The following is a 24145-nucleotide window of genomic DNA, read 5'->3' on the forward strand; positions in this document are numbered from 1 at the left end:
CATGGGGACCGGTGCGGGCGAGGCGACCGCCGGCGGGCTGCGGGCTCGCACGGCGGACTCGGCGGGAGCGGGGGCTGCTCCCGCCGGGTGTCCCTCCCCGCACGTCGCCCCCCGGAGCAGCGTGGGCCCGCGGTGGTGCGCCGCGGGGCGGGAGCGCTAGCGTGAGCGGCATGCCAGAGGAGTCCAGCGCGGTGGACGCGGCGGACAGTGCCGTGCGCATCTTCGTGGTGGACGACCACCCGGTCTTCGCCTTCGGCATGTCGAGCTTCCTGGAGTCGATCGAGGGGTTCCGGGTCGTGGGCAGGGCCGGCACCGAGGACGAGGCGGTCGACGGTGTGCTGGCCGCGCAGCCCGACGTGGTGCTCATGGACGTGGATCTCGGGGCGGGATCCGGCATCGAGGCGACGCGGCGCATCGTGCGGGTGGCCCCGGGCATCGGCGTGCTCATCGTGACGATGCTCGGCGATGACGACTCGGTGTTCGCCGCCCTCCGCGCCGGAGCCAGGGGCTACCTGCTCAAGAGCGCGCTGCCGGACGAGATCGAGCGGGGGCTGCGCGCCGTGGCGTCGGGTGACGTGCTGCTCACGGCCGAGGTGGGGCGCCGCGCGATCGACCTGCTGTCGGGCGCGCGCACGACCGGGCCCGTGGTGTTCCCCGAGCTGACGCACCGCGAGCGCGAGGTGCTCGACCTCATCGCCCGCGGCCTCGACAACCAGGCGGTGGCCCGGCGGCTCGTGCTGTCGTCGAAGACCGTGCGCAACTACCTGTCCGGCATCCTCGCGAAGCTCGCGGTGCCCGATCGCAGCGCGCTGATCGTGCGTGCGAGGGAGGCCGGGCTCGGTCGGGACGCGCCGGACGCTCCCGCGTGACCGTGATAATCCACAGCGCTTTCCGATCACGGATCGATAACGTCGATCCCATGAGCGTGATCCCGGTCGACGAAGCCATGATCAGCGAGGCCAAGGAGCTGCGCGATCAGCTGCAGCGCTTCCTGCGCGAGTACGAGTTCGGCATGCGGGAGGTGGAGACGAAGATCTCGATCCTGCGCGACGAGTTCACGCACGACCACGCCTACAACCCGATCGAGCACGTGAAGAGCCGCCTGAAGTCGCCGGACAGCATCGTGGAGAAGCTCGCGCGCAAGGGGATCGACGAGCCCGACTTCGAGCGCATCCGCGCCGAGATCACCGACATCGCCGGGGTGCGGGTCACGTGCAGTTTCGTCGCCGACGTGTACCGGCTGTTCGACCTGCTCACCGCGCAGGACGACGTGACCGTGCGCACCGTGAAGGACTACATCGCGCAGCCGAAGGCGAACGGCTACAAGAGCCTGCACGCGATCATCGAGGTGCCCGTGTTCCTGTCGACCGGCGCGCTCTCGGTGCCGGTGGAGGTGCAGTTCCGCACGATCGCGATGGACTTCTGGGCGAGCCTGGAGCACAAGATCTACTACAAGTTCTCCAACCAGGTGCCCTCGCACCTCGTGCAGAGCCTGACCGATGCGGCGGATGCGGCCGCCGAGCTCGACAGCCGCATGGAGCGCCTGCACCGCGAGGCGCACGGCGTCCCGCGCCGGCAGCTCGCCCCGCCGCCCCCGCCGGCTCCGCGCATCGTGGGCGTGTGACCCGGGCACCCGTCGCGCCGTGCCGCGGATCGTGGGAGCATGACGGCGATGACCTCCGCCGCCTCGCCCGCCCGCACGTCGCCCGCGACGGACGACCGTCCGCACACCGACCCGGCGCTCCTGCCCGACCTCGACGAGGGTCCGCGCTGCGAGTGTCCGCACACCGGGTCCGACACCCCTCACACCGCCGTCGACACCGGTCGCGACGCCCCGGTGCCGTGCGGCAGGGCGGCCGCGTGGCGGGTGACGACCGAGTGCGTCTGCGGTGGCGGCCACCCGCGCCGCGTGGAGCTGCTGTGCACGCGGTGCCTCAACAACCGCAGCAGCCAGCTCGGCCGCGAGCGCGTCACGGTGCGCGGGATCTGATCCGCGGCCACTGATCCGCGTCGCCGTGCGTCGCAGCCCCCGCGCGTCGGTGAACGAGCTGCCCCGCTCCGGAGCCACCCAGCTCGGGTGTCGCCCCGCTACGCGCCCAGGAACTCGCGCGCGGCGGCCGACATGGCCGTGACGCCGACCTCGATCGTGGGGTGGATCTCGGGGGCGAAGAACGGCGAGTGGTTGGTGGGGATGTCCTGCTCCAGGCGGCCGGCGGCGAGGGCCTCGGCGAACCGTGCGGGATCCACGCCACCCCAGAACCAGAACACGAGCGGCACGCCCGCGTCCCGCGCGAACCAGGAGACGTCCTCGCTGCCGGTGAACATGCCGGGGTCGATCACGGCGGTCTCGCCGAGCGCACGCTGGAGTGCCGTCGTGACGCGCTCGGTCGCCTCCTCGTCGTTGATCGTGGCGGGCAGGGTGTGGTCGGTGCGGATCTCGGGCTCCCGCTCGGCGCCGGATGCGGTGGCTTCGGCGCGCACGATGCGCTCCACGCTCGCGAGCACCTTCTCGCGCACCTGGTCGTTCGGGTAGCGGAGGCTGAGCTCGAGCTTCGCCTCGGCCGGGATGATGTTGTTCTTGAGGCCGGCGTGGATCGATCCGACCGTGACCACGGCCACCCCCTGCGGGTCGATCTCGCGCGACACGATGGTCTGCAAGCGCATCACCGTGGCGGCCGCCATCACGACGGGGTCGATCGTGGCGTGCGGCCGGGAGCCGTGGCCGCCGCGGCCGTGGAGGGTGACGGTGAGGCCGTCCGACGCGGCCATCTGCGTGCCGCTGCGCACCCCGATCACGCCCGCGGGGAGCGGGGTCACGTGCTGGCCGAGCACCACGTCGGGCTTCGGGTACCGGGCGAGCAGGCCGTCGTCGAGCATGGCCCTGGCGCCGGCACCGTATTCCTCCGCGGGCTGGATGAGCACCACGAGCGTGCCCGACCAGTCCTCGCGCTCCGCCACCAGCTTCTCGACCGCGCCGATCATCGCGGTCACGTGCATGTCGTGGCCGCACGCGTGCATGACGGGCACGGTGGTGCCGGACGGGTCGACGCCCTTGGCGGTGCTCGCGTACGCGCGGCCGGTCTGCTCCTCCACGGGCAGGGCGTCCATGTCGGCGCGCACCCACACCACGGGGCCGTCGCCGTTGCGCAGCACGCCGACGACGCCGGTCACGCCGACGCCCTCCTCCACGTCGAGCCCGAGGTCACGCAGGTGCTGGGCGGCGATGCCCGCGGTGCGCGTCTCCTGGAACGAGAGCTCGGGGTGCTGGTGGAGGTCGATGTAGAGCGCTTCGAGATCGATGGCCATGGGCCGAGCCTAGCCCGCGGTCAGGGCCGGGCGTAGGACTCGAGTTCCGGCCCGGGGTGGAGCACGCCGTTCACGATCGCGCGGATCGCGAAGGCGCTGGCGTCGGCCAGGTCGACCGCGTCCGGGTGCAGCAGCCACTGCAGCTGCAGGCCGTCCATCACGGCGAGGATCGCGGCCGACGCCGCCGCGATCGTGTCGGGCTCGGTCACGCCCTCCTGCGCGCAGAGCTCGCCGAAGGCGGCGGCGACCTCGCGGCGGAGGGTCGTGTAGCGGTCCTCGAAGTAGGGGCGGGAGGGGTGGTCGTCGGTCACCGATTCCGCCGAGAGCACGGTGTACGCCTGCACGATGCCTGGGCGCTTCTCGTTCGTGAGGGCCGTGCGCACGAGGTGCAGGAACAGCTCGGGACCGTCGGGGATGTGCTTCTGGGCGAGCCCGGCGACGTCGTCCTGGTCGCGGTAGGCCAGCACCTCGAGCAGCAGCTTCTGCTTCGAGCCGAAGTGGTGCAGCACCCCGGCGTGCGTGATGCCGACCTGCTCGGCGACGTCGGCGAGGGTGCCGTTGGTCGAGCCCTTGTTGCCGAAGATCTCGATGGCCGCCTTGAGGATCTGCTCGCGCTTCTCCCGCGTCGCCGGGCGCACCCGCACGGCGTGATCGCTCTCCGACATGCGTCGTCCTCTCCTCAACCGGCCCCGCTTGCCAACCAACTTACTCCTCGGTAACCTCACCTCAGCTTACTTTCTCGACAGTAAGCAAACCGCCGCCGCACAACGACCGTGCCCAAGGAGAAGCAATGAAGCTCAGAACGTCTCTGATCGCCGCCACCGCGATCACCGCACTCGGGGTCTCGGCCCTCGCCGGATGCTCGTCCGGAGGGTCGGACGACACCGCAGCCGGCGGCGCCGCCCTCACCATCGCCAAGCCGGACGGCGCCATCACCACCGAGTCGAACAACCCGTTCGTCGGCGACTCCGCCGCGTCGAAGTACGGCTACGCCAAGGTCGTGTTCGAGACCCTGGCCCTGGTGAACCAGACGGGAGACCGCGGTACCACGCCGTGGCTCGCCGAGAGCCTCGAGTGGAACGACGACTACACGCAGCTCACGGTCGTCCCCCGCGAGGGCGTCACCTGGAGCGACGGCGAGCCGTTCACCGCCGACGACATCGTCTTCTCCTTCGAGACCGCCTCGATCCCCGCGCTCGACACCGCCGGCCTCAAGTACGAGGGAGCCGAGGTCGACGGCGACACGGTCGTGCTGAGCTTCGGCGACTCCAAGTACGTCAACCAGGCGCGCGTGCTGCACGTGCCCATCGTCCCCAAGCACATCTGGGAGAAGTTCGACGACCCGGCCACCGACCCCGTCAAGGGCGACGACCTCGTCGGCACCGGCCCCTACGCGATGGCGAACTGGTCGACCGAGTCGGTCACGCTCGACGCCCGCGACGACTACTGGGCCGGCGACCTCGCCGTGCCCGAGCTGCACTACGTCTCCTACGGCGACAACACCGCCCTCACCACGGCTCTCGCCAATGGCGACGCCGACTGGGCCCAGGCGTTCATCCCGCAGATCGAGGAGCAGTTCCTCTCGGCCGACCCCGAGCACAACCAGTTCCTCGCCTCCCCGACCACCGGCTCCGCCACGCTGTTCATGAACCTGCAGCAGAAGCCGTTCGACGACCCGGCCTTCCGGCAGGCGCTCGCCTGGGTGATCGACCGCGACGCCTACGTCGACATCGCCCGCGAAGGCGCCAGTGAGCCCGTCTGGTCGGTCACCGGCCTGTCGTCGATCCTCGAGGACGAGATCCAGCCCGAGTTCCAGGGCGTGGACTACAAGGTCGACGCCGACAAGGCGCGCGACCTGCTCGAGACCGCCGGGTACACCTGGAAGGACGACGCCCTGATCGACCCGGACGGCACGCCCGTGTCGTTCACGCTCTCCGTCCCGTCCGGCTGGAGCGACTGGAACACCGCGCAGGAGCTCATCGCCGAAGACGTGAAGGACGGCATCGGCGCCGAGGTCAAGATCGACATGCCCGACTGGGGCGGCTGGGCCGACCCCCGCGACAACGGCACCTTCTCCGCGATCATCCACTGGCTGGAGGACAGCGGCACCGCCTACGGCCTGTACACCTCGACCATGGACCCGCGGTGGATCTCCCCCGAGGGCAAGGCCGGCTTCAACTTCGGCCGCTTCGACGACCCCGCCGCGACGACGGCGCTGAACACGTACGCGAACGCTTCGTCCGACGAGGAGCGCACCGCCGCGATCGACACGCTGCAGACGATCTTCTCGGAGCAGGTGCCGGCCATCCCGCTGGGCGCCCACCCGCTGCTGGGCGAGTTCAACACGCGCAACTACGTCGGCTGGCCGTCGGAGACCGACACGTACGCGTCGGCCGACCCCACGCAGCCGAACATCGTGCAGATCCTCACGAAGCTGAAGCCCGCCGAGTAGACCCGTCGTCTCGCTCCGACCGCTCAGGGACCGGTTCGCCCTCGGCGACCGGTTCCTGAGCGAGAAGCGGAGCGACGAGACGACGGACGCCTCCCACGAAGGACACCCCATGCCAGACCCCCTGCTCACCGTGCGCGACTTCTCGGTCGTGTACGACGTCGATCCGCCCGTCGCGGCGGTGAAGGACGTGACCCTCGAACTCCAGCGCGGCGAGATCCTCGGGCTCGCCGGGGAGAGCGGCTGCGGCAAGACCACGCTCGCCTACGGCGTGCAGCGGCTGCTGCGTGCTCCCGCCGTCATCACCGGGGGCAGTGTGACCTTCCACGATGCCTCCGGAGCGGACATCGACATCAACGCGCTCGACGTCGACGCGATGCAGCGATTCCGCTGGGACAAGGTGTCGATGGTGTTCCAGGGCGCGATGAACGCCCTCAACCCGGTTGCCACGGTCGGCTCGCAACTGGAAGACGTGTTCGAGATCCACCGTCCCGACATGAATCGGCGTCAGCGCAGGGCCGAGGCGGAGGAGCTGCTCGAGATCGTGAAGGTCGGCCGCCAGCGCCACCGGTCCTTCCCGCACGAGCTGTCGGGCGGCATGCGCCAGCGCGTGATGATCGCGATGGCGCTCGCCCTGCGTCCGCAGCTGATGGTGATGGACGAGCCCACCACGGCGCTCGACGTGCTGGTGCAGCGCGAGATCCTGAAGCAGATCTCGCAGCTGCGGCGCGAGTTCGGGTTCTCGGTCGTCTTCATCACCCACGACCTGCCGCTGCTGCTCGAGATCAGCGACCGCATCGCGATCATGCGCGAGGGCGAGATCGTCGAGCTCGACACGGCCGAGCGCATCTGGAACGCGCCGCAGCACGAGTACACGCGGCGGCTGCTGTCGTCGTTCCCCCGGCTGACCGGCGAGAGAGGGGTGCTGGTGCGATGACCACGCTCGAGTTCCGACACGTCACCAAGAGCTACACCGTGCGCGGCGCCGGCCAGATCAAGGCCCTCGACGACGTGAGCTTCACCCTCGAGTCCGGCCGCACGATCGGACTCGTCGGGCAGTCCGGCAGCGGCAAGTCCACGATCGCGAAGATCCTCACCCAGCTCGAGACCCCCACCAGCGGGGAGGTGCTGCTCGACGGCACCCCGATCCCACGGCGCGGCAGGGGGCTGCGGAGCTACCGCCAGCAGCTGCGCATGGTGTTCCAGGATCCGTTCGCCTCGCTCAACCCCTCCCACTCCATCCGCTACCACCTGGAGCGGCCCATCCGCCTCGACGACGTCGTGCCGAAGAAGGACACCGATGCCGAGGTGCGGCGCCTGCTCGCCCGCGTGCGGCTCGACGCCGACGCCGTGATCGACCGCCGCCCGCACGAACTGTCGGGCGGCCAGCGGCAGCGTGTGGCCATCGCCCGCGCCCTCGCCTCCCGCCCGTCGCTGCTCGTGGCGGACGAGCCCGTGTCGATGCTCGACGTGTCGATCCGTCTCGGCGTGCTGAGCCTGCTCGCCGAGCTGCAGCGTGACGAGGGACTCGGCGTGCTCTACATCACGCACGACCTGGCCACCGCCCGCCACTTCAGCGACGAGATCATGGTGCTCAACCAGGGCCGCGTGGTCGAGTACGGCACCGCCGACGACGTCATCCTGAACCCGCAGAACCCCTACACCCGCGAGCTGCGCGCCGCCTCTCCCGACCCGGAGAAGCACTTCGCCGCCACCACGAACGGAGGTGCGCGGTGAGTACCGCCTTCCCCCAGCTGGACGACAACGACCTCGTCGCGCGCGACGCCCTCGAGGTCGGCACCACCGCGACGGCGGTCGACCGTGGCCGGCGTCGCGTGCCGTGGCGCTTCTTCGCCGGGCGCGCGGGCTTCTACCTCTTCACCCTGTGGGCGGCGATCACGATCAACTTCTTCCTGCCCCGGCTCATGAAGGGCGACGCGGTGAGCTCGTACCTCGCGCGCAACCCCAACGTGAGCCCGGAGGCCGCCGATGCCCTGCGCATCCTGCTCGGCATCGACTCCGACAAATCGGTGTGGCAGCAGTACGTCGAGTACTGGGGCATGCTGCTGCGCGGCGACCTGGGCATCTCCACGCTGCACGGTCTGCGTCCGGTCGCCGAGGTGCTCGCCTCCGCCCTCCCGTGGACGCTCGGGCTGGTCGGCATCGCGACGATCATCTCGTTCGCGATCGGCACGGTCGCCGGGGCCATCGTGGGGTGGAAGCGCGGCAGCAGGCTCGACGCGATCATCCCGGTGACCACCTTCTTCAACACGATCCCGTATTTCTGGCTCGGGCTCATCGCGATCGCCGTCTTCTCATCGACGCTCAAGTGGTTCCCGTCGTCGCACGCCTACGACAAGGGGCAGTCGCCGGAGTGGAGCCTGGACTTCATCGGGCAGGTGATCATGCACGGCACCCTGCCCGCGCTCACCATCGTGGTGGCCTCGCTGGGCGGCTGGGTGCTCGGCATGCGCAACATGATGCTGACCGTGCTCGACGACGACTACATCACGGTCGCGCAGGCGAAGGGCATGCCGAACCGGCGCGTGCTGTGGGCCTACGCCGCCCGCAACGCCGTGCTCCCGCAGATCCAGAGCTTCGCGCTGTCGATCGGCTTCATCGTGGGCGGCACCATCGTCATGGAGATGGTGTTCAGCTATCCCGGTGTCGGCAAGCTGCTGCTCGACGCCACCAACGCCAAGGACTTCGCGCTCATGCAGGGCGTGTTCCTGGTGATCACGCTGTCGGTGCTCGTGGCCAACATCCTCGCCGACGTGGTCTACGCCTACCTCGACCCGCGCACCCGCCAGACGGAGGCCTGACATGACCGTTCCCACCACCGCCGCAGGCACCGCCCCCGACGGCTCCCCGGTCGCCTCGGGCATGCCGGAGACCGCGACGCTGCGCACCGCGCCGTCGGGCGACCCGCACCGCGCGACGTTCCGGTCGCAGCTCGGCCAGGCGTTCGCGATGTTCCGCAACCCGAAGTCCCTGGCCGGGCTCATCATCCTCGGGATCTTCGTGCTCGTCGCGATCCTGGCACCGTGGATCGCCCCATACGGACCCACCCAGAAGGACCGCACCGCGCTCCGCCAGCCGCCGTCGTGGGAGCACTGGCTCGGGACGACGCACATGGGGGAGGACGTGCTGAGCCAGATCATCTACGGCACGCGCGGGGTGATCGTCGTCGGCTTCCTCGCCGCGTTCATCGCCACCATCATCGCCATCACGGTCGGCGTGATCGCCGGGTACGTGCGCGGCTGGAAGAGCGAGTCGCTGTCGGCGCTGACGAACGTCTTCCTCGTGATCCCCGGCATCCCGCTGATCATCATCATCGCGTCGCAGTTCGACAACCCGCCGCTGATCGTGATCGCCGCCGTGCTCGGGCTCACCGGGTGGGCGTGGGGTGCGCGCGTGCTCCGGGCGCAGACCATGTCGCTGCGCAACCGCGACTTCATCCAGGCCGCCCGCGCCAACGGCGAGCCGCTGCGGCGCATCATCACGGTCGAGATGCTGCCGAACCTGATGGCGCTCATCGCGTCGAGCTTCGTCGGCACCGTGACCGCCGCGATCCTCGGCCTCACGACGCTCGCGTTCATCGGGGTGATCCCGGTGAGCAACCTCAACTGGGGCACGATCCTGTTCTGGGCGCAGCAGAACGGCGCCTTCCCCCGGTTGTGGTGGTGGTACGTGCCCGCGGGGCTCTGCATCGCGATCATCGGCGTGGCCCTGTCGCTGATCAACTTCGGGATCGACGAGTATGTGAACCCGCGGCTGCGTTCCGCCGGAGAGCGCGCACGGGCCATGAAGAAGAAGGGGCTCGACGTGAACGCGCCGGTCACGGCCGTGCGCTCCGTCCCCCTGCCGGCGACCGACACCACCGATACGACGACACAGAACACGAAGTGATGACCTCTCTGCTCCCGACGACCACCCTTCCGTACCAGAACCCCTCCCTGCCGATCCCCGAGCGGGTCGCCGACCTCCTCTCCCGCATGAGCGTGGAGGAGAAGGTCGGGCAGATGCTGCAGCTCGACGCCCGCGACGATCTCGACGACCACGTGCTGCGGCGTCACGTCGGCTCGATCCTGCACACGTCTCCCGAGCGCATCGTGCGGGCGAACGAGCTCACGGCGCAGACCCGCCTGCGCATCCCCCTGCTCGTGGGCGAGGACTGCATCCACGGCCACTCGTTCTGGCCGGGTGCGACGATCTACCCCACCCAGCTGGGCATGGCCGCGACGTGGGACGCCGGGCTGCTGGAGCGTGTCGCGCGGGCCACCGCGGAGGAGGTCGCGGTCACCGGCATCCACTGGACCTTCTCGCCGGTGCTGTGCATCGCGCGCGACCTGCGGTGGGGCCGGATCAACGAGACGTTCGGCGAGGACCCGTTCCTGATCGGCGAGCTCGCGAGCGCCATGGTGCGCGGCTACCAGGGCGACGGGCTCGACGACCCGACCGCGATCCTCGCGACCGCCAAGCACTTCGCGGGGTACTCCGAGACGCAGGGCGGACGGGACGCGAGCGAGGCCGACATCTCGCGCCGCAAGCTGCGCTCCTGGTTCCTGCCGCCGTTCGAGCGCGTGGCCCGCGAGGGCTGCCGCACGTTCATGCTCGGCTACCAGACCACCGACGGCGTGCCGATCACCCTGAACGACTGGCTGCTCAGCGACGTGCTGCGCGACGAGTGGGGCTACACCGGCACCCTCATCACCGACTGGGACAACGTCGGGCGCATGGTGTGGGAGCAGCGCATCCAGCCCGACCTGACCCAGGCGGCCGCGGCCGCGGTGCGCGCGGGCAACGACATGGTCATGACCACGCCCGGGTTCTTCGAGGGCGCGCTCGACGCGGTGGCGCAGGGGCTGCTGCCCGACGACGCGTTCGACGACGCGGTCGCCCGCATCCTCACGCTCAAGTTCGAGCTCGGGCTGTTCGAGGACCCGCGACTGCCGCGCGCAGACCTGTCGTCCGTGGTGGGCAGCGCCGCGCACGCCGAGCTGAACCTGGAGACGGCGCGACGCTCCCTCGTGCTGCTGGAGAACGACGGCGTGCTGCCGCTCGACCCCGCCGCCGCGCTGCGCATCGCCGTGACGGGACCCCTGGCCGACGACGCACAGACGCAGCTGGGCGACTGGGCGGGAGGTTCGGGTCAGGCGGGGTGGCTCGACGGGCAGCCGCGCGACATGATCACGACCGTGCTCGACGGGCTGCGCGCGGTGGACGGCTGGCGGGTGACGCACACGCGCGGCGCCGACATCCTCACCCTCGAGGACGACCCGCGGGGCACGCATTTCCCCGACAAGCAGCCGCGGCCGCCGGTGGTGCGGCCGTGTGCGCCCGACGCGGCGCTGATCGCGGAGGCCGTGGCCGACGCCGAGGCCGCCGACGTCGTGGTCGCGGTGGTCGGCGACCGGATCGAGCTCGTGGGTGAGGGCCGCTCGACGGCCACGCTCGAGCTCATCGGCGGCCAGAACGCGCTGCTGGACGCGCTGATCGACACCGGCACGCCGGTCGTGATCGTGCTGCTCGCGTCGAAGCCGCTCGTGCTCCCGGCGTCGGCGCAGCGCGCGGCGGCCGTGATCTGGGCGGCCAACCCCGGGATGCAGGGTGGTCGCGCGCTCGCCGAGGTCATGGCGGGCCTGGTCGAGCCGTCCGGCCGACTGCCGATCTCGTTCGCGCGCCACGTGGGACAGCAGCCGACCTACTACAACCAGATCCGCGGACAGCACGGCGACCGGTACGCCGACCTCACGCAGTCGCCCGCCTGGGCGTTCGGCGAGGGGCGCTCGTACACCACGGTCGAGTACTCCGACCTGGAGCTGGAGGCGGAGGCTCTCACGGCGGACGACACGGTCGTGGGCCACGTGACGGTGACGAACACGGGAGCCCGGCCCGCGCGCGAGACCGTGCAGGTGTACGTGCGCGACGAGGTCACGAGCGTGAGCTGGACCGATCGGGAGCTCAAGGCGTATCGCCAGGTCGACGTGGCGCCGGGGGAGTCGGTGCGGGTGCGGGTGGAGGTGCCGGCGGCCGAGTGCACGATCGTCGATGCGGCGGGGGTGCGCCGGGTGGAGCCCGGCGCGTTCACGCTGATGGTTGGCCCGAGCTCGCGCGAGGAGGTGCTGCTGGCGGCGGGGTTCCGCATCGGCTGAGGCGGTGGGGCGGAGGGTGGACGGACGAGTTCGCTCGATTTGAGCTCAAGCGCGCTTGAGGTCTTACGGTGGAAGGGTGACCCGGAAGTTCCCCGCATGACCATCGACCCCCGCCCCCACCCCGCCGCCCCCGTCCCGTCCGCCGTCGGCGAGGGACTCAAGGCCGCGTTCCGCGCGCACCCCGCCGGTGTCGCGATCATCACGGCTCAGGGCCCCGACGGACCGGTGGGCCTCACCGCCTCCAGCGTGTCGTCCGTGGCGGTCGATCCCGCCGCGATCATGTTCTCCGTCACGCGGGCGACCGGGAGCGCCGGGGCGATCCTGTCCGCGCCGAGCTTCGTGGTGCACCTGATCGACGACGAGCACTCCGACCTCGCGCAGAGCTTCGCCGTGAGCGGTGCCGAGCGGTTCACGTCGCAGCAGGGCTGGACGACGCTGCCGACCGGCGAGCCGCACCTCCCGGAGGCGAGGGTCGCGCTGCGCTGCCGCCCGCTGCACACCGTGCCCGTCGGCTCCTCGACGGTCGTGATCGCGGAGGTCCTGGAGGTGCTGCCGGGGCGACCCGCCCGCCCGCTGGTGTACGTGGACCGCCGGTTCCACGCCCTGCCGCACGTCCCCGCCGTCTGACCCCGACCGCCCGGCGGCGGTCCGGCCTGCCGTCAGGCGAGCGAGAGGAACAGCTTCTCGAGCTCGGGCAGGGAGACGCCGTCCTCCTCTTCCGGGCCGTCGAGGCAGTCCCTCATCGCGGTGGCGATGATCTGGAAGCCCGCCTTGTCGAGCGCGGAGGTGACGGCGGAGAGCTGCGTGACGACCGCTCGGCAGTCGCTGCCGGCCTCGACGGCCGCGATCACGGCGCCGAGCTGACCCTGTGCGCGCTTGAGGCGGTTGGCGATCTTGCGTTGCGTCTCGGCATCGGTGGTGGACATGGCGGCTCCCTGATCGTCGGCTGAGAACTCCATCATACCCCCGGGGGTATAGTGATGGATACCCACCGGGGTATCGAGAGGAGTCACCCATGTGCCGAGCCGTCCGTTGCCGAACCTGCGGAAAGACCACCTGGGCGGGATGTGGTCAGCACGTCGACGCCGTCCGCCAGACCGTACCGAGGTCGGACTGGTGCGGCGGGCACGCCGACGAGCAGCCCACCGGCGGCTTCCTGTCGCGGTTGTTCGGCCGATGAGCGCCGCGCCCCTCACGGTCGTGATCGTCGGCGGGGTCGCGGGCGGGATGTCCGCCGCCACCCGACTGCGCCGACTGGACGAGTCCGCGCACATCGTCGTCTTCGAGCGCGGGCCGGAGGTGTCATACGCCAACTGCGGCCTCCCGTACTACGTGGGCGGGGTGATCCAGGACCGCGAGGCGCTGCTGCTGCAGACCCCCGAGTCGCTGCACCGCCGCTTCCGGCTCGACGTGCGCGTGCGCCACGAGGTCGTGCACATCGACATCGACCGCCGCGTCGTCGAGGTCGAAGGGCCCGACGGGCAGCGGATGCGCCAGCCGTACGATCGCCTCGTGCTCGCCACCGGAGCCCGCCCGCGCCGCGACGAGCCCGACGCGGGACCGCCCGTGCGCAGCCTGCGCACGGTCGACGATGCCGACGCGATCCACGCCGCGGCACGATCCGGGCTGCCCGTGGTCGTGGTCGGCGGCGGTTACACGGGGCTGGAGGCCGTCGAGAACCTCGTCGCCCGTGGCGCCGCGGTCACGCTCGTGCAGCGCGGGCCCCAGCTGCTCTCCCCGCTCGACCCCGAGATGGTCGCACCGCTCGCCGAGGAGCTGCGGGTGCGCGGGGTGGACGTACGGCTCGGCGTCGAGATCACCGCGTCCGCGCCGGGTGCCGTGACCCTGAGCGACGGGACCGTCGTGGCCGCCGAGTTCGTGGTGGACGCGTCGGGAGTGGTGCCCGAGGTCGGGCTCGCGCGGGACGCGGGCATCCGGATCGGCGAGACGGGCGGGATCGCGGTGGACGACGCCTGCCGCACCAGCGCCCCCGACGTGTTCGCGGTGGGCGACGGTGTCGAGAAGAGCGACCTGGTGGGCGGCGGCCCCGCACTCATCACGATGGCGGGACTCGCGAATCGGCATGGCCGGATGGTGGCCGACGTCATCGCGGGCCGGGTCGAGGCTGCGTCACCGGCCGTCGGCACCGGCATCGTGGGCGTGTTCGGGCTCGCGCTCGCCAAGACCGGCTGGAGCGAACGGCAGCTCCGCGCCGCCGGTCGTGAGTTCTACGTCGTGCACGTGCACCCGGGCTCGCACGCGGGCTACTACCCCGGTGCGGAGACGCTGTCGATGAAGCTGCTGGCCGACCCGGCGAGCGACCGCATCCTCGGCGCGCAGGTGGTGGGTCGCGACGGGGTCGACAAGCGCATCGACGTGATCGCCACCGCGATGCAGGCGGGCGTCACGGCCGCGGGTCTCGCCCGGCTCGAGCTCGCCTATGCGCCGCAGTTCGGCTCGGCGAAGGACCCGGTCAACATGCTCGGCTACGTGGCCGAGAACACGCGCACCGGCACCACCCCCACCGTGCAGTGGCACGGGCTCGACGACGCCGTGCGCGCGGGGGCCGTGCTCATCGATGTGCGCTCCCCCGCGGAGCACGCGGCCGGCGCGATCCCCGGCGCGCTCAACGTCCCGCTGGACGAGTTGCGCGACCGCCTCGACGAGCTGCCGGCGGGGCCGCTGGTCGTCCACTGCCAGGTGGGGCTCCGCGGTCACATCGCGACGCGGCTGCTGCGGCAGCACGGACGCGACGTGCGCAACCTCGACGGCGGCTACCGCACCTGGCGTGACGGCACGGTGCGGTAGCGCGCCGGAGTCGCGGGGCCTCAGTCGCTGGCGAGCTTCGCGGCGAACTCCCGTTCCACGTCGACGTAGTGGTCGTCGGCCACGTCGTAGACCACCTGGTGGATCTCACCGCCCGTGAAGGCGAAGCGGTTGGGGTAGGCGGTGGTCACGGTGTCGCCCGAGTCGTAGCCGACGCTCAGTCCCTCGCCCGTGAGGGCGTAGCGGCCGAGCTGGGTGCGGATCGGGATCGACTCGACGGCCTCGTCGTCGACGTAGAGCGTGAGCGTGCCGAGCGCTTCGCCGTGGTCGCCGCTGCCCTCCTTCTCGAAGCCGACGCCGACTATGTGGCGGCCCTCGGTCGGCGCGGCGGTGCCGACCCGCTGCTCGGGCGGGATGCCGAGGAAGTTGTACACGAACGACAGCGTGCCGTCCTGCACGTACAGGCTGTAGCCGCCGAAGCGCGAGCCCTGGGCGACGATCACGCCCTCGGTCGCCGCGGTGAAGTCCACGTCGGCGAGGATCTTGAACGACACCTGCTGCGTGCGCGCGGCGAGCTGCTCCTGCACCTCGGTCGTCTCCGGGTAGTAGGTGAAGCGGCCGTCGGCGGGCACCGGCAGGTGGTACTCGTATTTGATGAAGTCGGCGACGCCCAGGTCGTTCAGGGGCAGCACGTCGTACTTCTTGGCCTCTTCGAGCCAGAGCGCCGTGAGCTCCTCCAGCTTCTCGGGGTACTGCTCGGCGAGGTCCACGGCCTCCGCCCTGTCCTCGTCGACGTGGAACAGCTGCCAGCGGTCCTCGTCGAAGTGCCCCAGGCCGATCGGGACGGGGCCGTGCTCGGCGACGGCCTTCCACCCCTTGCTCCAGATACCGCGCGTGCCGAGCATCTCGTAGTACTGCGTCTGCTTGGTGGTGGGGGCGTCCGCGGCGTCGAAGGAGTAGTTCATCGGCACCCCGGGCATCGGCGTCTGCTCCACGCCGTCCACGACGGTCGGCGCCTCGACGCCGCACGCCTCCAGGATCGTCGGCACGATGTCGGTGCAGTGGTGGTACTGGCTGCGCACCTCGCCGCGCGCCGTGATCCCCGCGGGCCAGTGGATGATCAGCGGGTCCGCCGAGCCGCCCGCGTAGGAGTAGCGCTTGAACATGCGGAACGGCGTGGAGAACGCCATCGCCCAGCCGGTCGGGTAGTGGTTGTAGGCGTCGGGCCCGCCGAGCTTGTCGATCATCGTCAGGTTGCGTGCGACGTCTTCGGGGTAGCCGTTGAAGAACAGGTTCTCGTTGATCGAGCCGTTCGGGCTGCCCTCGCCGGAGGCGCCGTTGTCTGCCGCGTAGATGATGAGCGTGTTGTCGAGCTGTCCCGACTTCTCCAGGTGCTCGATGATGCGGCCGACCTGCGCATCGGTGTATTCGCTGAACCCCGCGTACACCTCCGCGGTCCGCGAGAACAGCGCCTTCTCCTCGTCGGTCAGCTCCGCCCACGGACGCACGCTGTCGACCTCGGCGAACGTGCCGGGCGTCATCGGGTTCATGTCGGTCAGCTGCGTGCCCTCCGGCAGGATGCCGCGCTCGATCATGCGCGGCAGCACCCACTCGCGGTACGCCTCGTAGCCGTCGTCGAACATGCCCCGGTACTTGTCGATGTACTCCTGCGGGGCGTGGTGCGGGGCGTGGTTCGCGCCGGGGCAGAACCACAGGTACCACGGCTTGTCCGGGTTCGACTGCTTCGTGTCGCGCAGCATCCGGATCGCCTGATCCGCGAGGTCCTTGGACAGGTGATACCCGTCCTCGGGCTGGGAGGGCTGGTCGATGTAGTGGTTGTCGACGGCCAGATCGGGGTACCACTGGTTGGTCTCGCCGCCGATGAAGCCGTAGAACCGGTCGAAGCCGTGCCCGAGCGGCCATTCGCTGCGGTCCGAGCCGCTGGAGATCGCGTTGATCGGCACGTTGTGGTTCTTGCCGACCCAGTACGTGGACCAGCCGTTGTCGCGGAGGATGCGCGCGAGCGGCGCGTTCGACTTCGGGATGTGCCCGTTGTAGCCAGGGAACCCCGTCGAGGTCTCGGAGATCGTGGCGTAGCCGTTCTGGTGGTGCGTGCGTCCGGTGAGGAACGTCGACCGGGTGGGCGAGCACAGGGCGGTCGTGTGCCACTGCGAATAGGTGAGGCCGTTGTCGGCGAGGCGCTGGAGCGTGGGCATGTGGATGCGCCCGCCGTACGGCTCCCACGCCGCGAGACCCGTGTCGTCGAACAGGATCACCAGCACGTTCGGCGCACCCTCCGGCGCCTTGGTGAGCTCGTACGCCCCCCAGTCAGGCGTCGAGTCGCGGATGTCGAGTTCGATCTTCCCCTGGAACTCCCGAGCCATGATGTCTCCCTCCGGTCGGAACACGTGTCTGCTCGGCACGGTATCGAGGGCGCAAAGGGGGGGGACAGGTGGCTCTCGCAGGATCACCAGGGTGATTCCCGCGGGGGCCGTCGTGGCCGCAGCGGGTCAGACCAGGCGGGCGGTCGTGCCGCGCACGTTGAGCTCGTACGGCAGCGCGGCCGGGGGCCGTACGGCCTCGGGATCGGCGAGCTTCGCCAGGACGGCGTCCGCCGCGCGTTCGCCCTGCCCGAGGGGGAACTGGTCGACCGTGGTGAGGCGGAAGAACTCGCCGAGCTCGTGGCCGTCGATGCCCACGATCGACAGGTCCTCCGGCACGCGGAACCCGAGGTCGCGGGCGGCGAGGAGCGCCCCGATCGCCATCTCGTCCGAGGCGGCGAACACCGCGGTCGGGCGCGGGCCGGGGCGGCCCAGCAGCTGCTTCGCGGCCCGGTAGCCGCCCTCGACCGTGAAGTCGGCCGGCTCCAGGAACGCCGGCTGCAGCGGGATCCCGGCCGTCGCGAGGGCCCGCTCGAACCCGAGTCGGCGGTTGGTGGGGATGTGGAAGTCGAGGTCGAACTCGGGGTTCGCGCCGATGTGCGCGATCTGGGTGTGGCCGAGTCCGATGAGGTGCTCCGTGGCGAGCTGCGCGACCGCGACGTCGTCGACCGTGAGCGTGTCGAGCTTCGGGTTCGGGCCGCCGATCGCGATCACGGGCAGCCCGAGGTCGAGCAGCTGCTGCGTCTCGTCCTCGTCGAGCTCGATCGACACGGCGATCACCGCGTCCACGCGCTGCCGTCGCAGGAATGTGCCGAACACGTCACGGCGCACGTCCTCGTCGGCGGTGATGTTGTAGAGCGTGATGTCGTAGCCGGCGCGCATCAGTGCGGCGGACACCCCCGACAGCACCGTGCTGAAGAACCACCGGTCGAGGAACGGCACCACCACGCCGATGTTGCGCGTGCGACCCGAGGCGAGGCTCGAGGCCCGCGACGACACCACGTAGCCGAGCGACTGCGCGGCCGCGCGTACGCGCTCGCGCGCCGACTCCGAGACCTGCCCTCGTCCGCTCAGCGCGCGGGAGACGGTTGCGGTGGAGACGCCGGCGAGCCGGGCGACCTCGTCGATGCTCGCCATGGGTCCTCCTGGGGTTCCTGTTCCGTCGCGGTCGCGCGCTGCGGGCAGCGTCTGCGACCGCGACGGGAACGGCGGGTCAGGCCGCGGTGGTGTACCAGACGGCGGTGTCGACCGGCAGGTCGGGGCCGTCGAAGGGCTGGCTGCGCAGCACGATCAGGGCGCCGTCCGGCAGGGGGAGCGGGGCGGTGCCGAGGTTGGCGAGCACGTGCACCTCGCCGCGGCGGAACGCGACCGCGTCGGGCCCCGCCTCCTCCCACACGAGGGAGCCGGTGCCGAAGCCGTGTTCGCGGCGCCCGGCGAGCAGGCGCTTGTACAGGGCGAGGGTCGACGCGGGGTCGACCTCCTCCACGTCGCGCGCATGGGCCGCCCAGTCCGCGGGCTGCGGGAGCCACGACAGCCCGGTGTCGTTGAAGCCGAACGCGGGGGCCTCGGCCTCCCAGGGCAGTGGCACGCGGCAGCCGTCGCGGCCGTAGCGCTCGCCGTTGGTGCGGAACCACGTGGGGTCCTGCCGGAACTCGTCCGGGATCTCCATGGCCTCGGGCAGTCCGAGCTCCTCGCCCTGGTACAGGTACGCCGAGCCGGGGAGGGCCAGCATCAGGGTCGTGGCGGCGCGGGCGCGCGCCAGGCCGATCGCGGTGTCGGGCTTGTCGGGCGTGTTCGGCCCGATGCCCTCGCCCTGCGGGTTCTCGGACGTGAGGGCCAGGCGCGAGGCGTGGCGCACGACGTCGTGGTTCGACAGCACCCAGGTGCTGGGCGCGCCGACCGCGCCGAACTCGTCGAGCGACTCGCGGATCACATCGCCCAGGGCCTTCGCGTCCCACTCGGTCATGAGGTACGGGAAGTTGAAGGTCTGGTGCATCTCGTCGGGCCGCACCCACAGCGCGGTCTCCTTGAGCGTCGGCATCCAGGCCTCGCCGCACAGCGCGCGGTCGCCGTCGTACTCGGCCAGCACGCGGTGCCAGTCGCGGTAGATCTCGTGCACGCCGTCCTGGCCCCAGTACGGCACGTTCGACTCGCCGCCGCCCATGGAGTCGGCGTCGGTGGGGGGCGTGTAGTCGGGCAGCCCCTCGGTCTTGATCATGCCGTGGGCCACGTCGACCCGGAAGCCGTCGACCCCACGGTCGAGCCAGAAGCGCAGGATGGAGCGGAACTCCTCCTGCACCTCCTCGTTGTTCCAGTCGAAGTCGGGCTGCGTGGCGTCGAAGATGTGCAGGTACCACTGGCCGGGCGTGCCGTCGGCCTCGGTCACGCGCTGCCACATGCCGCCGCCGAACACCGACTCCCAGTTGTTGGGCGGCAGCTCGCCGTTCTCGCCCCTGCCGTCGCGGAAGATGTAGCGCGCGCGCTCCGGGCTGCCCGGTCCCGCGGCGAGGGCCGCCTGGAACCACGGGTGCTGGTCGGACGAGTGGTTGGGCACCAGGTCGACGATCACGCGGATGCCGCGGTCGTGTGCGGCGGCGAGCATGTCGTCGAAGTCGGAGAGGGTGCCGAACAGCGGGTCGACGTCGCGGTAGTCGGCGACGTCGTAGCCGGCGTCGCGCTGCGGGCTCGTCATGAACGGGCTGAGCCAGATCGCATCGACGCCGAGCTCCTGCAGGGAGTCGAGCCGGCGCGTGATCCCCGGCAGATCGCCGATGCCGTCGCCCGACGCGTCCGCGAAGGAGCGGGGGTAGATCTGGTAGATGACGGCGCTGCGCCACCACTCGGTACCGGGGGCTGCGAACTGTTCGAGCTGTGCCATGCGAACAGGCTACTGCAAACGCTTACACTCTCACCACCACGCGGATCGAATCGGTTCGGAGCAGTCCGCGTACCCGGTCGGTGGCGTGCTGTTTCCATCGCCCGGCGGCTCCCGTCGCCGACAGCGGCCGGGCGATGGGGCACGGTCACGGCGTGGGCATGCCGCCGTTCACGTTCAGCGTCTCGCCGATCACGTAGCTCGACTCCGGCGACGCGAGGAACACATATGCCGGCGCGAGCTCGGCCGGCTGCCCCATGCGGCCGAGGGGCGTGTCCTCGCCGAACTTCTCGATCTTCTCCTGGGGCTGTCCGTCGCTGGGCTGCAGCGGCGTCCAGATCGGGCCCGGCGCCACCGCGTTCACGCGGATGCCCTTCGGCGCGAGCTGCTGGGCGAGACCCTTCGTGAACGCGTTGATCGTGGACTTCGTGGAGGCGTAGTCGACCAGGATGTCCGACGGCGAGTACGCCTGGATGGACGTGGTGTTGATGATGGTCGACCCGGCGGGCAGGTGCGGGAGCGCGGCCTTCGTGATCCAGAACATGGCGTACACGTTGGTCTTGAACGTGTCGTCGAACTGCTCGTCGGTCAGGTCGGTCAGCGACTCGCGGTACACCTGCTTGCCGCCGTTGTTGACGAGGATGTCGAGCCCGCCCAGGGCCGCCACGGCCTCGGCCACGAGCGTGCGGCAGTACTCCGGGTCGCGCAGGTCGCCGGGGATCGTGGCGACCGTCGCTCCGGCGTCGCGGAGGAGTCCGGCGATGCGGCTCGCGTCCGCCTCCTCCTCGGGCAGGTAGGAGATCGCCACGTCGGCGCCCTCCCTGGCGAACGCGATCGCGGTGGCGGCGCCGATGCCGGAGTCGCCCCCGGTGATCAGGGCCTTGCGTCCGGTGAGACGCCCCGTGCCGCGGTAGGTGTCCTCGCCGAGGTCGGCCTTCGGGGTCAGGTCGGCGTCGAGGCCCGGCTCCGGCATGTGCTGCTTCTGCGGCTGGATGTCGGCGTAGAGCTCGGCGGGGTTCGTGAAGGTGTACTGGTCGCGGGACATGGTCGTCCTTTCCGGGGGATCGTGGACTGGCTCCCATCGTCGGATCGGTACCGAGAGGCCGCAAACGCCTTGCACGCCCGGGCCGGCTTTGCTACACGCGCGGGCCCTCGCCATATCGCACGGGAGATGTGGACGAAAGGCTCTTCAGCGGCGTGTCGCGATCTGGCACATTCGGTACCGTGCCCCCCGCTCCGTCCCGTCCCCCGCGCCGACCGGGCACCGCTCGTGTCGTGTCGCCCCTGGTCGCCGTGCGCCGCTCCGCCCCGATCAGCGCCGTCGCCGCGCTCGTCGCCGCCGTGGTCCTGCTCGGCGCCGCACCCGCGATGTCGGACAGTCGGGCCCCGCGCGCCGAGACCGGAACCGACGTGACGGCCGACCCCGCGGCATCCGTCGCACTCGCCTACGAGTTCCTCGATGCCAGGGTGGACGAGTTCTGCGACGGCGCGGGCCACTGCCTCCCGCGCAGCTATCAGGGCGGCTTCTTCACCACCCCGACGTGGGACTTCACCCCCTCCTTCGTGTACGACGACGCGCTGGTCGTGATCGCCTACACGGCCCGCGGCCTGCCGGACGACCTGCGCCGCGCCCGCGCGATCGGCGACACCCTGCTGTTCGTGCAGGAGGAGGACCCGATCGCCGACGGGCGCACGCGCGCCTCCTACGAGCCCCACGGCATCCGTCAGGGGCGCGTCGAGATCACCGGGCCCGGCAGCTTCACCGGCAACCAGGCCTGGGTGGGCATGGCCCTCGCGCGCCTCTTCCACGCGACGGGCGAGCAGCGGTACCTCGACGGCGCGCTGCGCACCGCGAACTGGATCCAGGACAACACCGCTGACATGACCAGGGCGCCGTACGGCTACACGGGAGGCCAGACCGACACCGGGGCCTCCCTGGAGTGGAAGTCGACGGAGCACAACACCGACGTCGCCGGGTTCTTCGCCCAGCTCGCCCAGCTCACGGGCGACGCCGTGTGGGCGCAGCGCTCGGCCGTCGCCGCCGGATTCGTCGCCGCGATGCAGAGCGCGGACGGCCACGTCGACACCGGCACCCTGCTCGACGGCAGCACGGTCAACACCCGTCCCGTCCCGCTCGATGCGCAGACCTGGAGCGCGCTCGGCACGGGGGACGCCCGCTACGGTGCCGCCCTGGACTGGACGCTCGGGCACCTGATGGCCACGGACGGCCCGTACCGCGGCCCCTCGATCAGCGATGTGGACGTGTCCAAGGCGTGGTTCGAGGGCAGCGGGCACCTGGCCCTGGCACTCCGGATGCGCGATGCCGCGGGTGACGCCGCCCAGGCCGACGAGCTGCTCGCGGACATCCGCCTGGCGCAGCGCGATGCGGTGAACGGCGACGGCAAGGGCATCGTGGCGACCTCGACCGACGGACTCGACTCCGGCTTCGGCGACCTCTACTACGCGAGCCTGCACACGGGCACGACCGCGTGGTACCTGCTGGCGGCAGCCGCCGACAACCCGTTCGCGCTTCCCGCGGCCGCCGCGTCCTCGGGCGAGTGACACCGCGGCCGACCTGCGGGGCGCCCGTGCGTCAGAGGTCGCGCGGCTGAGGCTTCGGCGTGCGCCCGTGCGTCAGGCGGCGACGCGGGCGACCGCGGCGATCGCGCTCGCGAAGAAGCCTAGGCCGTCGACGCCGCTGCGCATGGCCGCGGTCGTGTCGGGGCCGAAGCCCGGCTCGGTGGCGTGCTCGGGGTGCGGCATGAGCCCCACGACGTTGCCCGCCTCGTTGGTGAGCCCGGCGATGTCGCGCAGCGAGCCGTTCGGGTTCACGCCTGCATAGCGGAACGCCACCAGGCCCTCGCCCTCGATGCGGTCGAGCGTCTGCTCGTCGGCGATGTAGCCGCCGTCGGCGTTCTTCAGCGGGATGACGATCTCCTGGCCGGTGCGGAAGGCGTTCGTCCACGCGGTGTCGGCGTTCTCGACCGTGAGGCGCTGGTCGCGGCGCACGAAGTGCTGGTGGTTGTTGCGGATCAGTCCGCCGGGCAGCAGGTGCGCCTCGACCAGCATCTGGAAGCCGTTGCAGATGCCGAGCACGGGCAGGCCCTTCGCGGCGGCCTCCTTGACCTCGGTCATGATCGGGGAGAGGGCGGCGATGGCCCCGGCGCGCAGGTAGTCGCCGTAGCTGAAACCGCCCGGCAGCACGAGGGCGTCGACGCCCTCGAGGTCGTGTGCGCCGTGCCACAGGGCGACGGGTTCGGCGCCCGCGAGGCGGACGGCGCGCTGTGCGTCGACGTCGTCGAGCGAGCCGGGGAAGGTGACGACCCCGATGCGCGTGGTCACTCGGCCACCTCGATGCCGACGACGTCTTCGATCACGGCGTTGGAGAGCACCTCGTCGGCGAGGCGCTTCGCCTCGGCGAGCACCTCCTCGGTGACCTCGCCATCGACGGTGAGCTCGAAGCGCTTGCCGATGCGCACGTCGGTGAAGCCGTCCACGCCCAGGCGGGCGAAGGCGCCGGAGACGGCCTTCCCCTGGGGGTCGAGCAGTTCGGGCTTGGGCATGACGTCGACGACGATGGTGGGCATGACGGCTCCAGGAGTCGCGGGTGGACGGGCGCCCCCAGTCTACTGCCCTCGCACCGGCGCTCCCCGCGGGGTCAGGCGGAGTGGAAGACGGTGTGCAGGTCGCCGATCGCGTCGCGGCCGCCGAGGCCGTCGATCTCGAACAGCACGGAGATCCCGGCGACGTGGCTGCCCAGACGCTCGACGAGCTGTCGGCCCGCGGCGAGGGTGCCTCCGGTGGCGAGCACGTCGTCGATGAGCAGCACGCGGGAGCCCGCCGGGAGGTCGTCGTGCATCTCGATCGTGGCGGTGCCGTACTCCAGGGCGTAGTCGACCGAGGCGGCGGGACGCGGGAGCTTGCCGGCCTTGCGGATGGGGATGAGCCCGACCCCGGCGGCGATGGCGGCGGCGCCGGCGAGGATGAAGCCGCGCGCCTCGATGCCCGCGACCACGTCGAACTGCCCGGCGAAGGGCTCGATGATCGCCTCGGTCGTGACCCGCAGCGCCTCGGCGTCGGCCAGGAGGGGGGTGATGTCGCGGAAGACGATCCCGGGCTCGGGGTAGTCGGGGATGCTGCGGATGAGCGACTCGGCGCGGATGAGGGCGGGGGAGAGCGTGGCTTCGGGCACCGGTCAAGGGTACGCCGCCTT

22 protein-coding genes are annotated in these 24145 nt (G+C 71.1%); 12 read left to right on the plus strand and 10 right to left on the minus strand.

What is annotated here, in order from left to right; genetic code table 11:
* Positions 1–170 precede the first annotated feature (170 nt).
* The 3 genes from ACFV3I_RS03595 to ACFV3I_RS03605 are packed head-to-tail and all read left to right on the plus strand — an operon-like array spanning position 171 to position 1990.
* Positions 171–869, plus strand: coding sequence for a response regulator transcription factor (locus tag ACFV3I_RS03595; RefSeq protein WP_247638217.1), 699 nt, complete (start codon positions 171–173; stop codon positions 867–869).
* A gap of 50 nt (positions 870–919) precedes the next feature.
* Entirely contained in the window at positions 920–1624 is a 705-nt protein-coding gene (locus ACFV3I_RS03600; protein WP_247638218.1) for a GTP pyrophosphokinase family protein, read from the plus strand.
* A 39-nt stretch (positions 1625–1663) separates the two neighbouring features.
* Entirely contained in the window at positions 1664–1990 is a 327-nt protein-coding gene (locus ACFV3I_RS03605) for a hypothetical protein (protein WP_247638219.1), read from the plus strand.
* 98 nt (positions 1991–2088) lie between these two features.
* Here ACFV3I_RS03605 and ACFV3I_RS03610 read toward each other — a convergent pair whose 3' ends face one another.
* On the minus strand, positions 2089–3306 hold the full coding sequence (locus ACFV3I_RS03610; protein WP_136032758.1) for an amidohydrolase: 1218 nt from the start codon (positions 3304–3306) through the stop codon (positions 2089–2091).
* A gap of 20 nt (positions 3307–3326) precedes the next feature.
* Positions 3327–3971 (minus strand): TetR/AcrR family transcriptional regulator, encoded by a 645-nt coding sequence (locus ACFV3I_RS03615; RefSeq protein WP_136045515.1) that lies wholly within the window; start codon positions 3969–3971, stop codon positions 3327–3329.
* A gap of 125 nt (positions 3972–4096) precedes the next feature.
* Here ACFV3I_RS03615 and ACFV3I_RS03620 point away from each other — a divergent pair, with 125 nt between their 5' ends.
* The 7 genes from ACFV3I_RS03620 (at position 4097) to ACFV3I_RS03650 (ending at position 12537) form a co-directional block, all read left to right on the plus strand.
* Complete coding sequence (locus ACFV3I_RS03620) at positions 4097–5758, plus strand: ABC transporter substrate-binding protein (protein WP_247638220.1); 1662 nt, start codon at positions 4097–4099, stop codon at positions 5756–5758.
* A gap of 109 nt (positions 5759–5867) precedes the next feature.
* Entirely contained in the window at positions 5868–6692 is an 825-nt protein-coding gene (locus ACFV3I_RS03625) for an ABC transporter ATP-binding protein (protein ID WP_136032764.1), read from the plus strand.
* Complete coding sequence (locus tag ACFV3I_RS03630; protein WP_136032766.1) at positions 6689–7492, plus strand: ABC transporter ATP-binding protein; 804 nt, start codon at positions 6689–6691, stop codon at positions 7490–7492. Before ACFV3I_RS03625 ends, ACFV3I_RS03630 begins: the two co-directional genes overlap by 4 nt.
* Positions 7489–8577 (plus strand): ABC transporter permease, encoded by a 1089-nt coding sequence (locus ACFV3I_RS03635; protein WP_136036132.1) that lies wholly within the window; start codon positions 7489–7491, stop codon positions 8575–8577. Before ACFV3I_RS03630 ends, ACFV3I_RS03635 begins: the two co-directional genes overlap by 4 nt.
* 1 nt (position 8578) lies before the next feature.
* Positions 8579–9664 (plus strand): ABC transporter permease, encoded by a 1086-nt coding sequence (locus tag ACFV3I_RS03640; RefSeq protein WP_205812758.1) that lies wholly within the window; start codon positions 8579–8581, stop codon positions 9662–9664.
* Positions 9664–11910 carry a glycoside hydrolase family 3 N-terminal domain-containing protein gene (locus ACFV3I_RS03645; protein WP_378822383.1) on the plus strand — a complete coding sequence of 749 codons (2247 nt, stop codon included), beginning with the start codon at positions 9664–9666 and terminating at the stop codon, positions 11908–11910. The genes ACFV3I_RS03640 and ACFV3I_RS03645 overlap by 1 nt, the downstream gene beginning before the upstream one ends.
* A gap of 96 nt (positions 11911–12006) precedes the next feature.
* On the plus strand, positions 12007–12537 hold the full coding sequence (locus tag ACFV3I_RS03650) for a flavin reductase family protein (protein ID WP_136032772.1): 531 nt from the start codon (positions 12007–12009) through the stop codon (positions 12535–12537).
* 32 nt (positions 12538–12569) lie between these two features.
* On the opposite strand, the gene ACFV3I_RS03655 is transcribed toward ACFV3I_RS03650, so the two are convergent.
* Positions 12570–12836, minus strand: a complete 267-nt coding sequence (locus ACFV3I_RS03655) for a metal-sensitive transcriptional regulator (RefSeq protein WP_136036129.1) — start codon at positions 12834–12836, stop codon at positions 12570–12572.
* A 250-nt stretch (positions 12837–13086) separates the two neighbouring features.
* Here ACFV3I_RS03655 and ACFV3I_RS03660 point away from each other — a divergent pair, with 250 nt between their 5' ends.
* Entirely contained in the window at positions 13087–14718 is a 1632-nt protein-coding gene (locus tag ACFV3I_RS03660; RefSeq protein WP_378822384.1) for an FAD-dependent oxidoreductase, read from the plus strand.
* Positions 14719–14738: 20 nt separating this feature from the next.
* On the opposite strand, the gene ACFV3I_RS03665 is transcribed toward ACFV3I_RS03660, so the two are convergent.
* The 4 genes from ACFV3I_RS03665 to ACFV3I_RS03680 form a co-directional block, all read right to left on the minus strand.
* Entirely contained in the window at positions 14739–17060 is a 2322-nt protein-coding gene (locus tag ACFV3I_RS03665) for an arylsulfatase (RefSeq protein ID WP_247638225.1), read from the minus strand.
* Positions 17061–17186: 126 nt separating this feature from the next.
* Positions 17187–18194 carry a LacI family DNA-binding transcriptional regulator gene (locus ACFV3I_RS03670; RefSeq protein ID WP_247638226.1) on the minus strand — a complete coding sequence of 336 codons (1008 nt, stop codon included), beginning with the start codon at positions 18192–18194 and terminating at the stop codon, positions 17187–17189.
* Positions 18195–18270: 76 nt separating this feature from the next.
* Positions 18271–19935, minus strand: coding sequence for a glycoside hydrolase family 13 protein (locus ACFV3I_RS03675; protein WP_136045603.1), 1665 nt, complete (start codon positions 19933–19935; stop codon positions 18271–18273).
* 145 nt (positions 19936–20080) lie between these two features.
* Positions 20081–20977: an SDR family oxidoreductase gene (locus ACFV3I_RS03680; protein ID WP_136032784.1), complete on the minus strand. Its 897-nt coding sequence runs from the start codon at positions 20975–20977 to the stop codon at positions 20081–20083.
* A 230-nt stretch (positions 20978–21207) separates the two neighbouring features.
* Here ACFV3I_RS03680 and ACFV3I_RS03685 point away from each other — a divergent pair, with 230 nt between their 5' ends.
* A complete protein-coding gene (locus tag ACFV3I_RS03685) occupies positions 21208–22494 on the plus strand; it encodes a hypothetical protein (protein ID WP_378822386.1) in 1287 nt (428 codons plus the stop codon).
* Positions 22495–22566: 72 nt separating this feature from the next.
* Here the strand turns inward: ACFV3I_RS03685 and purQ are convergent, their stop codons facing one another.
* From purQ to ACFV3I_RS03700, 3 genes are all read right to left on the minus strand, one after another.
* A complete protein-coding gene (gene purQ / locus ACFV3I_RS03690) occupies positions 22567–23274 on the minus strand; it encodes a phosphoribosylformylglycinamidine synthase subunit PurQ (RefSeq protein ID WP_136032786.1) in 708 nt (235 codons plus the stop codon).
* The gene (gene purS / locus ACFV3I_RS03695) at positions 23271–23519 is read right to left on the minus strand and encodes a phosphoribosylformylglycinamidine synthase subunit PurS (protein WP_136045686.1); all 249 of its coding nucleotides are present in this window, start codon (positions 23517–23519) and stop codon (positions 23271–23273) included. Before purS ends, purQ begins: the two co-directional genes overlap by 4 nt.
* Positions 23520–23590: 71 nt before the next feature.
* Entirely contained in the window at positions 23591–24124 is a 534-nt protein-coding gene (locus ACFV3I_RS03700) for an adenine phosphoribosyltransferase (RefSeq protein ID WP_136032790.1), read from the minus strand.
* Between the last annotated feature and the right edge of the window lie 21 nt (positions 24125–24145).

The organism is Microbacterium sp. NPDC059771, assembly GCF_042732495.1.
In the GTDB taxonomy this organism is placed as follows: domain Bacteria; phylum Actinomycetota; class Actinomycetes; order Actinomycetales; family Microbacteriaceae; genus Microbacterium; species Microbacterium sufflavum.

Bases quoted from the DNA above. Each gene is read 5' to 3' on its own strand.
- ACFV3I_RS03595 (WP_247638217.1), top strand. From the start codon at position 171: ATGCCAGAGGAGTCCAGCGCGGTGGACGCGGCGGACAGTGCCGTGCGC.
- ACFV3I_RS03600 (WP_247638218.1), top strand. From the start codon at position 920: ATGAGCGTGATCCCGGTCGACGAAGCCATGATCAGCGAGGCCAAGGAG.
- ACFV3I_RS03605 (WP_247638219.1), top strand. From the start codon at position 1,664: ATGACGGCGATGACCTCCGCCGCCTCGCCCGCCCGCACGTCGCCCGCG.
- ACFV3I_RS03610 (WP_136032758.1), bottom strand. From the start codon at position 3,306: ATGGCCATCGATCTCGAAGCGCTCTACATCGACCTCCACCAGCACCCC.
- ACFV3I_RS03615 (WP_136045515.1), bottom strand. From the start codon at position 3,971: ATGTCGGAGAGCGATCACGCCGTGCGGGTGCGCCCGGCGACGCGGGAG.
- ACFV3I_RS03620 (WP_247638220.1), top strand. From the start codon at position 4,097: ATGAAGCTCAGAACGTCTCTGATCGCCGCCACCGCGATCACCGCACTC.
- ACFV3I_RS03625 (WP_136032764.1), top strand. From the start codon at position 5,868: ATGCCAGACCCCCTGCTCACCGTGCGCGACTTCTCGGTCGTGTACGAC.
- ACFV3I_RS03630 (WP_136032766.1), top strand. From the start codon at position 6,689: ATGACCACGCTCGAGTTCCGACACGTCACCAAGAGCTACACCGTGCGC.
- ACFV3I_RS03640 (WP_205812758.1), top strand. From the start codon at position 8,579: ATGACCGTTCCCACCACCGCCGCAGGCACCGCCCCCGACGGCTCCCCG.
- ACFV3I_RS03645 (WP_378822383.1), top strand. From the start codon at position 9,664: ATGACCTCTCTGCTCCCGACGACCACCCTTCCGTACCAGAACCCCTCC.
- ACFV3I_RS03650 (WP_136032772.1), top strand. From the start codon at position 12,007: ATGACCATCGACCCCCGCCCCCACCCCGCCGCCCCCGTCCCGTCCGCC.
- ACFV3I_RS03655 (WP_136036129.1), bottom strand. From the start codon at position 12,836: ATGTCCACCACCGATGCCGAGACGCAACGCAAGATCGCCAACCGCCTC.
- ACFV3I_RS03660 (WP_378822384.1), top strand. From the start codon at position 13,087: ATGAGCGCCGCGCCCCTCACGGTCGTGATCGTCGGCGGGGTCGCGGGC.
- ACFV3I_RS03665 (WP_247638225.1), bottom strand. From the start codon at position 17,060: ATGGCTCGGGAGTTCCAGGGGAAGATCGAACTCGACATCCGCGACTCG.
- ACFV3I_RS03670 (WP_247638226.1), bottom strand. From the start codon at position 18,194: ATGGCGAGCATCGACGAGGTCGCCCGGCTCGCCGGCGTCTCCACCGCA.
- ACFV3I_RS03675 (WP_136045603.1), bottom strand. From the start codon at position 19,935: ATGGCACAGCTCGAACAGTTCGCAGCCCCCGGTACCGAGTGGTGGCGC.
- ACFV3I_RS03680 (WP_136032784.1), bottom strand. From the start codon at position 20,977: ATGTCCCGCGACCAGTACACCTTCACGAACCCCGCCGAGCTCTACGCC.
- purS (WP_136045686.1), bottom strand. From the start codon at position 23,519: ATGCCCACCATCGTCGTCGACGTCATGCCCAAGCCCGAACTGCTCGAC.